The sequence below is a fragment of the Cyanothece sp. BG0011 genome, from assembly GCF_003013815.1.
Taxonomy (GTDB): Bacteria; Cyanobacteriota; Cyanobacteriia; order Cyanobacteriales; family Microcystaceae; genus Crocosphaera.
Map to the genome: position 1 here is coordinate 40,617 of NZ_PRLH01000140.1, position 13,099 is coordinate 53,715.

A 13,099-nucleotide genomic window follows, 5' to 3' on the forward strand; every position below is an offset into this window, starting at 1 on the left:
CTAAAACTTAATAAATTTCTCGATAACGTTTTGCCAAAAAGTACCCAATAACATTGAGAATTAATGTTATTATCACTAACGTTAAACCAGCAGCAAAAATTGTTTGATATTCTACTGTTCCGTGGGGTAAATCCCCTAAACTAACTTGGGCAATATAAGCGGTAATGGTTGCCCCTTGCTCTAAAGGATTTAAGGTTAATTGAGGTAATAAACCCGATGCAATGGCGACAATCATTGTCTCACCAACGGCACGAGAAGCTCCTAAAATATAAGCTGCACCAACCCCTGAAATAGCAGCAGGAAAGACCACTTTTAAGGCAGTTTGTAAACGGGTTGCTCCCATCGCATAAGACCCCTCTTTTAAGACCACAGGAACCGCTCTCATGGCATCTTCGCAGATTGAACTCACTAACGGTAAAATCATCAAACCCATAACTAAACCACCGCTTAACATATTAAAAGTGGGTAGATTAGTAAATACTTTTTGTAGTAAAGGAGTGACTACTAATAGGGCAAAGTACCCATAAACCACTGTAGGAATAGCTGCTAATAATTCTAAGATTGGTTTAACCCATTCTCTCAATTGTACTGAAGCAAACTCACTTAAATAAATAGCCACAGTGGTTCCTAATGGAATCGCCACCAATAAAGCAATGGTTGAAGTCACTAAAGTTCCTGAAAGCAGGGGTAAAATGCCGTAATGTTTATCGTTAAATAAAGGAGTCCATTGAGTGTCCGTTAAAAAATTAATAATAGGGACTTGCTGAAAAAAAAGCCAAGATTCTGTAACTAAAATGTACAAAATACCGAAGGTTGTCCCTACTGAAGATAAAGCAGCTAGAAAAAGGGCAAACTCTATAATACTTTCTCGAATATTCCGAAAAACACTATTAGAAATTTGCCCATTCCTATTATCTTTAGATAAAATTGGTGTCATAACTTAGCGAATGGCTTGAGCTAATTTTTGCTTATGTGCTTGATAGTCAGTGCGAGGAATAGAGCGAACTTCTTTAACTAATTCCGGCGCACTATCTAAATAGTATTCTACAAATTCTTTAACAGCAGAGTTACTTTTTACTGCGTCAAGATTAACGTAGATAAAGATAGGCCGAGCTAAAGGTGTATAAGTTCCATCACTCACGGTTTTAGAGGAAGGAGCAACCCCATTAATTTTTAAAGCTTTGAGCTTATTTTTATTTTCTTCGTAGTAGGTATAGCCAAAGTAAGCTAATGCTTGTTTATCATTAGCCACCCCTTGAACTAATACATTATCATCTTCACTGGGAGTATAATCAGTGCGACTATCCCCTGAGTTACCGATAACTTCATCAGTAAAATAATCAAAGGTTCCTGAGTCTGCACCGGGTCCATATAGCTTTAAGGGAGCATTGGGCCAGCTAGAATTAACTTGATTCCATCTAGTAATTTTATTAGTAGCAGCCGGTTCCCACATCTTTTTAAGTTCTGCTGTTGTAATATTTGTTAAAGGATTATCTTTACTAACAACAACAGTAATGGCATCATAAGCAACAGGAATTTCCATATATTTAACTCCTGCTTTTGCACACATTTCTTTCTCACTATCTTTAATGGGTCGAGAAGCATTAGAAATGTCTGTCTTTACCGCTTCGTTATCAGAACAAAACTTTTTGAAACCACCACCCGTTCCAGAAATCCCAACGGTTACTTGAACCGCACCCCGTTTTTTATTCTGAAACTCTTCGGCCACCGCTTCAGTAATGGGATAAACCGTACTAGAACCATCAATTTTGATGACCTGACGACCTTGGGAGTTAACAGGAATATTACTCAAGTTAACTAAGAATAAGCCTAATGCAAATGCACCGGCAAAAAGCCAACCATTTACGTTAATGTTCATCGCTGATTATTTCCTAATGGGTTAATTTTTGTCATTCAAAGGTAAGCCCGATCTATTATTTCAAAAAAAGTATTAATTAGGGTTAAAAAATAGTAAAAAATAGATTAACTTTACTAATATTTATTGTGTTTTTAACCTAAATTTAGTTTAAAAATTATTTTTTAGTTAAAACTGTATTAATAACAAAAAAATAGCAAATTTATGTTTATTATCTAAAAAGAAATTTTGCGATTTTAGAAAAATGACCTTAATCAGACCAATTTACAATCTATTATTAAAGTTTCGTTTTTTGTTTCGACCGATGTTTTTTCTTTCCCTAATCTTTCATATTGGGTTTTTAAGCTTACCCCTTCCTTCTTCTCCTGAATTAGAAGAAAATAAGACAGAAGAAATTGAAGAAAAAGTAGAAATTACTCGTTTAATTCCTCCCTCTCCTCAACCGTCTCCTAACAACCCTAAAACACCACCGAAAGTTAAATCGACTCCGACACCAACACCTATCCCAAGTCTTCCAAAAGTGAGACAACAACCCAGACAACCCCCTCGACAAATTCCCAGAATTACTACCCCTTCTCCCACTCCTCAAATTACACCAACTCCTCAGAAAACCCCCTTACAAACCACCCCTAAACCTTCCCCGTCTCCCACTCCCAAACAAACACCCACACCCAATCCAACACCGACACCGACACCAACCCCAACCCCTACACCTAATCAAGAATTAATAGAAAACGATGTAAATAATTTAGAAAATCAGAATGAAATTGCTTCGGAAGCAGGTTCAAGTTTATTAGAAGAATTAAGACCAAGAATTTTAAAACGTTTAGAAAAAAGTAGTAATGATTTAGACGCAATGAAAGAATATATTGATACGCTACCGATACAATTTATTCGAGAAGAACATATTCCTTTCTTTTTAACAGAAGAAAATCAACTCAAACCAGAAACATTAGGATTTCTAACTATACCTCAAACCAGTCCTTATGGTGCTTATTTTGATTATATTGAACCGGTTGTTAAAAATGAATTAGGGTTTGAAATTAATCAATTAGAAGAAGAATATGGTGATTCTTTATTCTATGAAGCTAAAAACTCATCAGACATTACATTTTATATGAGTGTTGTTAAATTAAAAGGTAGTGGTGCTTTATTAGTTTTATGGATTAATAACCCTAATAACTCCCAAACTTCTCAACCTTTTGAATAAATTATGATTCTTCATTTTCTGCTGTAATTGCTAAAGAAACTCTTTCTTTTTCTAACTGTTTTAATTGAATTAAAATCTCGATAACTTGTTTATAAGAGACTGTTTTATCTGCCATTAATAAAACGGTTCCTGTTTTTTGCTTCATTAAATAGTCTTGAACAATTATTTTTAGTTGTTCTACTGTTTCTATTCTTTGCTCATATTGATTAATCGTAAAACTATCATCAGATTTCAATGTAACAATTAAATTTTTACTTTCTGTATCCATTGATGTTTCTGCTGTTTCTTCATCACTAGGTAATTCAACTTTAACCCCTTGAGGACTGGTAGTTAAATTCATCGAAACCAACACAAAAAATGCTAATACAGACATCATTACATTAAGCATCGGTATTAAATTAATACTAGGGATGGATTGCTGAGACTTTTGATTTTTAAATCGCATAATTTACATTCAACTTTCTTTGTCAATTGCTAAGAATACTTGCTTTTCACTTATTTTACTCAGTTTATTTAATAACTGCGAAATATCTTGATAAGATAATTCTTCATCTGCTTTAATAATGACTTCTCCTGATAAATTTTTATCTAAGAAAATAGAGACATTTTGCAGCATTTCTTCTTCCTTAACTATTTCCTCACCAATAAATAAATTTTTATCTTTGTCTATTCCAATAATTAAGGTGGGTTGATTAGTGTCTTGTTGTTCAGTATTGCGATTATTTTCTATTCCTGGAACATTAATATTGCCTAATATTTGGCTAGTTAAGGTCATAGAAGTAATGATGAAAAAGAGTAAGACTGACATTAAAACATCAATCATAGGCACTAAATTAACTTCCGGGACAGACGAAGATCGTTGTTGTTTAAATTTCATTTTTTATTGGTAATTGTCCATATTAACTGTATTGACAGGGGGTAAAGCAGGAGACATTGCTTGTTTTTCTTCTAATTCTGGCTCATACCAAAACTGTCGATAAATTAACTCTAATTCTGTACCCACTTCAGCAAAATACTCAACTTGTCCACTTTGCAAAGTAACAGAAATACGATAAATTAATAATGCAAGAATAGCCACTATCATTCCGGCTGCTGTGGTAATTAACGCTTCAGAAATACCAGAAGCAGCTTGAGAGGTTTCTGCTAAATTTGCCCCTTCTCCTATTTTTAAATTATTAAAAGTTGTAATTAGTCCCGTTACTGTTCCTAATAATCCTAATAATGGGGCAACTGCGATCACAGTTTCGAGAAATTTATCCCCTTTTCTCATTTGAATAAATTCGCGATCGCCTCTAGCTTCCATTGCTAAACGAAAGGTTTCAGGGCTTGGTTTTTTCAGTTGTAGAGGGGCTAATAAAAAGCGTCCAATGGGCAAAAAACGGGCGTGTTGAGCGATTTTTTGAGCTTGTAGGAGATCGTAACGAGCCGTCTCTAAAACATCACTAACAATGGGATTTTCTTGGCTTAACAATCGAATCCAAAACCAAGCTCTTTCTAAGGCAATGGTGATGGTAAAAACAGATAAAGCTAATAGGGGCCACATCACAGGGCCTCCTTTTAGAAATAAGTCGTAAATATGAGTCATTTAACCTTAAAGTTTACTATTTCACTTAAACAGAAACCATTATTTAACAGTAAGGTTAAAATCAGTTAAACAAAGCTAAGGTTAATCAAGTCAGAAATCAGCAGAGGTTTACTCGATTAATATAATTTAAAAACCCTATATGATGAGGGCTTAATATTATTAAGCCCCTACGAATTATATTAACTTTTAGCCTCTCCAGGAATGGTGATATCAATGGAGGTAACGGTTTGTCCCAGTTGGGATAAAGGCGGATTAATTTCTTGTTCATTCCCCACCACGACAGTAACCAGATTTTCTGGTTTAAGATGTTCTTGTGCCACCCGTTGCACATCTTCAATAGTGGTTGCTTTTACCCCTTTTTGATAGTCAAAAATAAAGTCTTGAGGATACCCATAATATTCATAGGCCATCAGACGAGATAAAGTTTGACTAGGGTTCTCAAACTTGAAGACAAATGAGTTTAAAATCGACTCTTTAGCATAGTCTAATTCATCGGGTTCAATGGGATTGTTTTGTATTCGTTCAATTTCTGTGATCAAAGAATTAATAAACTGTACCGTCGTTTGAGATGCAGTTTGTCCCCCGGCAATAAAGATCCCAGGATAGTCATAGGCTGCATTCCAATAACCATAGACACTGTAGGCTAAGCCTTGACGCGATCGCAAATCATTGTACAAACGACCCCCAAACCCATTCAGTAAACCATTCACCACCGCTAAGGCCGGATAATCAGGACTATTAAATTTTCCCCCTAAATGCCCCAATAACACATTACTTTGATTCAATTGAGGTTGATTGACGAAAAACACTCCCTGGCCTTGTTTTTGTTGGGCTGAGGGAACGTTTATGTCTGGGTCTGGGGTGGTCGGTTGCCACTTTCCTAAGGTATTGGCAATCAAGGATTTCATGGTTTCAGGATCAAAGTCGCCGACGATCCCTAAAATCATGTTTTCGGGCCGTACATATTTTTGATGAAAGGCCACCACATCCTCACGACTAATATTATCGATGGTTTCATACTCAGTGGTACGAGCATAGGGACTCTCTTCCCCATAGATCAATTTGTCTAACTCTCGACTGGCAATGTCCCCTGGATCATCGTTACGACGGGCAATTTGACCCTGTTGTTGGGTTTTGATTAAGGTTAAAAATTGAGGGGAAAAAGCAGGTTCTTGTACAATTTCACTGAAGAGATTAAAAACAGTTTCTAAGTCTTCGGTTAGGGTGTTAAACCCGGCACTCCCAGAACTGGTTCCAATGCTCACCTCTACCCTGGCGGCCCGTTGTTCTAAGAGTTCGTTAATGTCATTACTAGAATGTTTTGTGGTTCCCCCTAACCGCATTAAGGCCCCGGTGGTTTCAGCTAAACCCACTTTTTGGGCCGGTTCAAGTCGTGATCCAGTCTTGATTAACGCACTCCCTTTCACTAAAGGTAACTGATGATCTTCTACTAAATAAACCACCATCCCGTTGTCGAGTTGGTAGCGTTCGTATTGGGGAAGGGATATTTCAGGTAACGGGGGAAACTCTAACTCGGTGTAATGTCTGGGGGTTTGAGCAACGGCCGGTAAACGAAAAATTAAGACTAGCAAGGTTGTTATTACCACTAACCCTAACCAGCGAAATCGTTTTATAGAGATGTCAATCATAGAAACGGTTAAAAATTTTTGTGTGATGAAACTATTATTTTACTCTCTTATCATAAGTCTTCTTTTGTCTTGTTGCCGTTCAAGGGGATTTCTATCATTTGCTAATGACTCAATTTTTTTGCTATACCAATAGTTAACTTACTCATACTTTTGGAATTAGTCGTGTCTTTATCCGCTACAAATAAGGTCTTATTGTTACCTTTTCTTCTTGTTCTTACTTCTTGTTTACCCACTCCAGAAGGGAGGGATTCTCTTAACAATATTTTAATGGCAAATTCTCAAATAATTACTCAAACTTATATTTCTGATCCCCGTCTCAATGACTTATTAATTCAAGGGATGGAAAAAGGAATTAAAGGGGATTATCAAGGGGCGATCGCTCTTTTTACAGAAGTGTTACAGTCTGATCCCCAAGAAGTTGAAGCTTATTATAATCGAGGGATTGCCTACGCTAAGATGAATAATTATCCAGCAGCTTTAGAGGATTTTTCTACAGCGTTAACCCTTAATCAAACCATGGCAGATATTTATGTCGAAAGGGCAAAAGTTTATTTACAATTAGGCGATCGTAACGCAGCGATCGCCGATTTACAAAAAGCTAAAACACTCTTAAAACAACAAGGCCACACCTCTCGTTATCCAGAAATTGATAATCTTCTCAATTGATAATCGGTAACTGTTCACTAACTCAAGCCCCTTAATTTATCAAGCTTGGGAATAATTCTACATTCTTCATTTTAAATTCTAAATTCCCTTGACTAAGCATTTTGACGGAATTGAGCTAAAATGAATTTTCGTATCGAAATATAAAGTTACATTACAAATCATTTTAGGAGTCTCCTGGATGTCAACAGTCGCAACCCCTAGCCAAATCTGGAATTCATCTTTTAACCAGCAATCATTGAGAATCGTGGCGTTAGGAGATAGTTTAGTGTATGGGTATGGTGATCCCGTTGGGGGTGGATGGGTTGAGAGGTTACGTCGTCAGTGGATGGCGCAAGAAAAGGGTCATGTGTTATATAATTTGGGGGTAAGAGGCGATCGCACCCATCAAGTGGCCCAACGGTTAGAAGGGGAATATCGCTATCGAGGCGAGTTACGCAACCGGGTTCCTGATGTGATTATGCTTTCCGTTGGGGTGAATGATTCGGCCAGGTTGAGACGGCCTGATGGGCGTTTATTTACAGATTTTGAGACTTATCAACAAGAAATAGAGAATTTATTAGATCAAGCGCAGCAATTATCTCCTGTTTATTTTGTGGGAATGGTTCCTGTAGATGAAGAAAAAATGCCCTTTATCGACTGTTTTTATTTTAATCATTTTGATCAATATCGTTACAAAGAAGTGACTAAAAAAGCCTGTCAGTCTCGTAATATTCCTTATCTAGATATTTTTGATTTATGGTTAGGAAGAGGGGAAGATTATGTCAAGTCACGGTTAATTAATGATGGATTACATCCCAATGTTAAAGGCTATGAATCCTTGTATGATGATATTTTGAATTGGCAAGCATTACAGCAATTAAATATGAGTAGTGTATCAGCGATCGTTTAACTGTAGGGTGGGCATTGCTCACTAACTAGAAAAATAGCTAACTAAAAAACTAGCGAAAAAAATAGCAAGCAAGATGCTTGCACTACTAACAAAATTACTCATTGAATTACAACAATTAAGGGAGAATGAAGAATCATGAATCAGTATAGTATGATTATTGAGTGGTCTGAAGATGATCAATTATTTCTAGTAACCATTCCCGAATTTTCTGAACAAGTTATTATGCCTTGTACTCATGGAAAAACCCGTGAAGAAGCAATGCGAAATGGAGAAGAAATTATTGAAATGTATTTAGAAGCATGGCAAGCAGAAGGTCAAACAATTCCTAAACCAAAAACGTTACAAATTGTTTAATAAATTTATTTTCTTTGTCTTTTTTTTCTTTTATATTTTAGTTAATCAAGTTCTTTTCTGAGACTTGGGATTTTCAAAGCAGATTGATTCAATATTTTTGATTATTCACTACTTTTACTAATTAACTTATTATAACCCCCAAATAACTCGAATCGGTTCTACAGTTCCCCTAAACTCTACACTCTGATAACCTGCTCATTAATTTCTACATTTAGAGAGATATTTTAAGGGTCTATCTCTAATACTATAAATGTACAGATTAGATACCTTAACATTTGTAGTCAGCTTAACGTGCCAAAATAAGAGGATGAAAAGTCATGAAGACAATACCTAAAGATAAAGGATTTGATAGTAGCTTGGGCTTACTATTTGACGGTTATGATTTTATCTCTAAACGATGCAAACGTTATCAATCTAATATTTTCCAAACTCGGCTAATGCTCGAAAAAACGATCTGTTTTAAAGGAGAAGAAGCTGCTAAAGTTTTTTACGATAAAACAAAATTTACTCGCGAAAATGCGGCTCCCGACAGGGTTAAAAAAACCTTATTCGGAGAAAAATCCATTCAAGGAATGGACGGGGATGCTCATCTACATCGCAAACAAATGTTTATGAGTTTGATGAGTGAGGAAGGCATTCAAGAACTAGCCACTTTGACCCAACAACAATGGCATAATTATGGCAAAAAATGGGAAAACATGGATAAAATTGTCCTGTTTGACGAAGCTAGAGAAGTTTTATGTCGTGCTGCTTGCGCTTGGGTAGGTGTGCCTCTTGAAGAGTCTGAGGTAAAGCTTAGAAGCGAACAGTTTGAAGCCATGATCGCAGGTTCTGGAGTAGTTGGACCAAAGCACTGGCAAGGGAGAAAGGCCCGCCAAAAGAATGAAAAATGGATAGAAACTATCATCGAAAACGTGCGGAATCATCAGTTAAACGTTCCTGAAACTAGCCCGATCTATATTTTTGCTAATCATCGTGACCTATCAGGAAAATTACTGGATAAACGAGTCGTAGCCGTTGAATTAATTAATGTTTTACGTCCTATCGTTGCCATTGATCGTTATATCACTTTTGGGGCATTGGCTTTACATGAACATCCAGAATGTCGCCCCAAACTTTTAGAAAGTGACGATTATTTACAGGCATTTGTTGAAGAAATTCGCCGTTTTTATCCCTTTTTTCCCTTCGCCGCTGCCCGTGTTCGTCAAGACTTTGATTGGCAAGGGTATCATTTTCCCCAAGGAACCAGAGTATTGCTGGATCTCTATGGAACGAACCGTGATCCTCAATCGTGGGATAAACATGATGTTTTTGATCCGGAACGATTTCTTAATTTTTCTGAGCTAGATTCTTTTAAATTTATTCCCCAAGGAGGTGGAGATTATCACACAAATCATCGTTGTCCAGGGGAATGGATTACCATTGAATTACTAAAGGTAACGATGCGCTTTTTAATTGAGTCGATAAACTATAATGTACCTGAACAAGATTTACGAATTAACCATTTAAGAATGCCGACGATTCCTGCTAGTGGTTTCGTAATTGACAAAGTAAAGGTATGTTATTGAAGAAGGAGTCAGAATACAGGAGTCAGGAGAGAAAATGTTTCTAGTAATGATCAAAGGAACGGTTAAAGAAGTTGACCTAGCTATCAAGATTATTACTCAACAATCAGGAATTCTTAAAGAAGCCGATAGATAGTTATTTCTGACAATAAGGTTAGGGATAAACTTATGAGTCTTTTTTGAGTGGCTTTTCTTTGATTATTACTAGAGTTAAGAACAAAATTTGCTAAAATAATCAAGCAATAAATTGATAAACCATTCAATAAATAATGCAAACTAAACGAGTTAGAGACATCTTAAGACACGGTAAACCCGACGAAACCGTTACTATTCAAGGGTGGGTACGCACTAAACGGGAATTAAAAGGATTTGCTTTCATGGAAGTTAATGACGGTTCCTCTCTCAACAGTTTACAGGTGGTTCTCGATGAAAGTGTCCCCAACTATCAAGATGCTCTCAAACTCCTTAATACAGGGGCTTCTGTGGAAGTTTCAGGAACCCTGGTACAATCCCCCGGAAAAGGCCAAAACATCGAGTTAAAGGCTGCTACAGTGCAGGTATATGGCACATCTGACCCCGAAACCTATCCCCTTCAGAAAAAACGCCATTCCTTTGAATTTTTACGCACCATTGGCCATCTGCGATCGCGGACCAATACCTTAGGGGCAGTGATGCGCGTCAGAAATGCTTGTGCAACGGCAATTCATCAATTTTTTCAAGAACGGGATTTTATTTGGATTCATACCCCCATTATTACCGCTAGTGACTGCGAAGGGGCAGGGGAATTATTCACCGTAACTAATTTTGATTTAAGCAAAGTTCCTGTTGATAAACAACAAAAAATAGACTACACTCAAGACTTTTTTGGTAAGCAAGCTTATCTAACGGTAAGTGGACAATTAGAAGCGGAAGTGATGGCTATGGCCTTTCAAAATGTTTATACCTTTGGGCCTACCTTCCGGGCAGAAAATTCTAACACCTCTCGTCATTTGGCTGAGTTTTGGATGGTCGAACCAGAGATGGCGTTTTGTGATATTGAAGGAGATCAAGACTTAGCCGAAGCATTCTTAAAATACATTTTTAACTATGTGTTAGAAACTTGTCCCGAAGATATGGAATTTTTCAATAAACGTATTGACAAATCTGTGTTAGAAACAGCAGATAACATCATTAACAATGAATTTGAAAGAATTACTTACACCAAAGCGATAGAGTTACTCGAAAAGTCTACTAAAAAGTTTGAATATGCTGTGGAATGGGGCATTGACTTACAATCGGAACATGAGCGATATCTAGCCGAAGAATTGTTTAAAAAGCCCTTAATTGTTACTAATTATCCCACAGGAATTAAAGCCTTTTATATGCGCTTAAACGATGATAATAAAACGGTGGCTGCGATGGACGTTTTAGCCCCGAAAATTGGCGAAATTATCGGCGGTTCTCAACGGGAAGAAAGACTAGATATTTTAGAAAAAAGAATTAATGAAATGGGTCTGATTCCTGATGATTTGTGGTGGTATTTAGACTTAAGAAGATATGGAAGTGTTCCCCATGCAGGATTTGGTTTAGGGTTTGAAAGAGTCGTCCAATTTATGACAGGAATGGCTAATATTCGGGATGTAATTCCTTTCCCTCGTACCCCCTTAAGTGCAGAATTTTAAATTATTTTGTAGGGTGGGCAGTTATTAATTATCAGAGGAAAATAAACGATTATAAATATAAACTGCCCACCTCATTTCATCAATATAAATACAACCTGTAACAGCAAGGTTGGCAAATGATAAAATTATCTGAGTTGATCTTATTTCTCAACCCTTTGCCCACCCTACCCCTGGAGAAAATTATGTCAATAGAAACCACAATTTCAGAGTATTATAACAGTTTGGCCGCCATGAATCCTCAAGGTTGGTTAGACTGTTTAGCTGAAGGTGCAGCTATTTATGATCCCGTGGGAAAACCTGCTTTAAACCCCGAAAAAGATTCAGAAAAATTGTTCACTATTCTCACTAATTTTTATAGTAAATTTGAGATAGAAAGACAATCTTTATTTATCGTCAATAACGAAGTTGCGGTAAAATGGAAAATGACCGTTGTTTCCAAGAATGGCAAACAAGCTAACGCCGAAGGGATTAGCACTTTTAAACTCAATGAAGCAGGAAAAATTACAGAAGTTAAAGCTTATTGGGACGAAAATCAATTAAAATCACAATTAATGTAGGAGGAAACTACAAATGAAAGAACCCCAAAAAGAAAAGAATATTATTCCTATTAGTCCACAAACTGCTGTATTAATTATCAGTTTATTGATTTTATTACCCTTATTACTAACTGGATTTTTTGCCCATTAATTTATACAAAATTATTGGTTAAAAAGGTTTTGAACCCTTTGAGGAAGATTAATCATTTCTCTCAATAAATCTTGAGAATCAATACCAAAACCAACTTGTAACAGTAGTATAATAACTGCTATGGTTATAGCGGTGGTAGCCGTTGACTTAATGACAGTAAACAGCCAACGAAACACCAACCAAGACACCAATAAAGCAGCCACAAATAAAATTAAATTGATAGGCATTTTATCAAGTTTAATCTATAAAATAGTTCTACTTTAACACAAGAGGGCTTAATAATATTAAGCCCCTACAATATAATATTAAGCCCCTACAATATAATATTAAGCCCCTACAATATAATATTAAGCCCCTACAATATAATATTAAGCCCCTACAATAATCTATTTTTCCAGACGATAACTGTCACTATTTTAGAGAAACAACTTTATTTTCTGTTCCTAATGCCTCAGCCGCCGTTAAAACCATTTTTCTTGCCCACTTATCTGCTTCTAAAATATCGGCTAAACTAGGCTGAGAAGGATTATCATCTCGGAAAGTATCACAAGTCTTTTCAATCACTTTAGGAATATCTAAAAAGGCAATTTTTTCTGCTAAAAATAACGCTACCGCTTGCTCATTGGCTGCATTTAAAACCGCCGGCATTGCCCCCCCTGCATTGCCAGCCGCATAAGCTAACTGCATACAAGGATATTTATCATGATCCGGTTCTCTAAAGGTTAAACTACCGGCTTTAACTAAGTCTAATGTTTCCCAATCCGTATAAATTCTTTCGGGCCAAGATAAGGCATATAATAAAGGAAGACGCATATCGGGCCACCCTAACTGAGCCAAAACTGACGTATCTTGCACCTCAATTAAAGAGTGAATAATACTCTGAGGATGGATAACAATATCAATATTTTTGTAGTCCATTCCAAACAAGAAATGAGCTTCAATCACCTCTAATCCTTT

General features: G+C 36.5%; 14 protein-coding genes and 1 pseudogene. 7 read left to right on the top strand and 8 right to left on the bottom strand.

The features are described from left to right. Positions 1–7: 7 nt before the first annotated feature. Both pstC and C4E06_RS17770 read right to left on the bottom strand, forming a co-directional pair. Entirely contained in the window at positions 8–937 is a 930-nt protein-coding gene (gene pstC / locus C4E06_RS17765) for a phosphate ABC transporter permease subunit PstC (protein ID WP_107669269.1), read from the bottom strand. A gap of 3 nt (positions 938–940) precedes the next feature. Further along, entirely contained in the window at positions 941–1,879 is a 939-nt protein-coding gene (locus C4E06_RS17770) for a PstS family phosphate ABC transporter substrate-binding protein (RefSeq protein ID WP_107669270.1), read from the bottom strand. A 241-nt stretch (positions 1,880–2,120) separates the two neighbouring features. Between C4E06_RS17770 and C4E06_RS17775 the strand changes: the two genes are divergently transcribed. After that, positions 2,121–3,086 carry a hypothetical protein gene (locus C4E06_RS17775; protein ID WP_107669271.1) on the top strand — a complete coding sequence of 322 codons (966 nt, stop codon included), beginning with the start codon at positions 2,121–2,123 and terminating at the stop codon, positions 3,084–3,086. A gap of 1 nt (position 3,087) precedes the next feature. Here the strand turns inward: C4E06_RS17775 and C4E06_RS17780 are convergent, their stop codons facing one another. The 4 genes from C4E06_RS17780 to C4E06_RS17795 all read right to left on the bottom strand — a co-directional run bounded on the left by C4E06_RS17780 (position 3,088) and on the right by C4E06_RS17795 (position 6,320). After that, the gene (locus tag C4E06_RS17780) at positions 3,088–3,531 is read right to left on the bottom strand and encodes a biopolymer transporter ExbD (RefSeq protein WP_107669272.1); all 444 of its coding nucleotides are present in this window, start codon (positions 3,529–3,531) and stop codon (positions 3,088–3,090) included. A 9-nt stretch (positions 3,532–3,540) separates the two neighbouring features. Further along, positions 3,541–3,963, bottom strand: a complete 423-nt coding sequence (locus tag C4E06_RS17785; RefSeq protein ID WP_107669273.1) for a biopolymer transporter ExbD — start codon at positions 3,961–3,963, stop codon at positions 3,541–3,543. Positions 3,964–3,966: 3 nt separating this feature from the next. After that, the gene (locus tag C4E06_RS17790; RefSeq protein WP_107669274.1) at positions 3,967–4,671 is read right to left on the bottom strand and encodes a MotA/TolQ/ExbB proton channel family protein; all 705 of its coding nucleotides are present in this window, start codon (positions 4,669–4,671) and stop codon (positions 3,967–3,969) included. A gap of 179 nt (positions 4,672–4,850) precedes the next feature. Continuing rightward, complete coding sequence (locus tag C4E06_RS17795; RefSeq protein WP_107669275.1) at positions 4,851–6,320, bottom strand: pitrilysin family protein; 1,470 nt, start codon at positions 6,318–6,320, stop codon at positions 4,851–4,853. 267 nt (positions 6,321–6,587) lie between these two features. Between C4E06_RS17795 and C4E06_RS17800 the strand changes: the two genes are divergently transcribed. From C4E06_RS17800 to C4E06_RS17825, 6 genes are all read left to right on the top strand, one after another. Next, complete coding sequence (locus C4E06_RS17800) at positions 6,588–6,986, top strand: tetratricopeptide repeat protein (protein ID WP_198648782.1); 399 nt, start codon at positions 6,588–6,590, stop codon at positions 6,984–6,986. A gap of 178 nt (positions 6,987–7,164) precedes the next feature. Then, on the top strand, positions 7,165–7,875 hold the full coding sequence (locus tag C4E06_RS17805; protein ID WP_107669277.1) for a GDSL-type esterase/lipase family protein: 711 nt from the start codon (positions 7,165–7,167) through the stop codon (positions 7,873–7,875). A 135-nt stretch (positions 7,876–8,010) separates the two neighbouring features. Then, positions 8,011–8,229: a type II toxin-antitoxin system HicB family antitoxin gene (locus tag C4E06_RS17810; protein ID WP_107669278.1), complete on the top strand. Its 219-nt coding sequence runs from the start codon at positions 8,011–8,013 to the stop codon at positions 8,227–8,229. A gap of 317 nt (positions 8,230–8,546) precedes the next feature. Then, positions 8,547–9,797, top strand: a complete 1,251-nt coding sequence (locus tag C4E06_RS17815) for a cytochrome P450 (RefSeq protein ID WP_107669279.1) — start codon at positions 8,547–8,549, stop codon at positions 9,795–9,797. Positions 9,798–10,063: 266 nt separating this feature from the next. Then, positions 10,064–11,455 (top strand): asparagine--tRNA ligase, encoded by a 1,392-nt coding sequence (gene asnS, locus C4E06_RS17820; protein WP_107669280.1) that lies wholly within the window; start codon positions 10,064–10,066, stop codon positions 11,453–11,455. 182 nt (positions 11,456–11,637) lie between these two features. Beyond that, positions 11,638–12,012, top strand: coding sequence for a nuclear transport factor 2 family protein (locus tag C4E06_RS17825; RefSeq protein WP_107669282.1), 375 nt, complete (start codon positions 11,638–11,640; stop codon positions 12,010–12,012). Positions 12,013–12,153: 141 nt separating this feature from the next. Here the strand turns inward: C4E06_RS17825 and C4E06_RS17830 are convergent, their stop codons facing one another. Both C4E06_RS17830 and C4E06_RS17835 read right to left on the bottom strand, forming a co-directional pair. Continuing rightward, on the bottom strand, positions 12,154–12,369 hold the full coding sequence (locus C4E06_RS17830) for a hypothetical protein (protein WP_107669281.1): 216 nt from the start codon (positions 12,367–12,369) through the stop codon (positions 12,154–12,156). Between the two features lie 184 nt (positions 12,370–12,553). Continuing rightward, positions 12,554–13,099 (bottom strand): annotated as a pseudogene (locus C4E06_RS17835) (1-deoxy-D-xylulose-5-phosphate reductoisomerase); the annotation flags it as partial.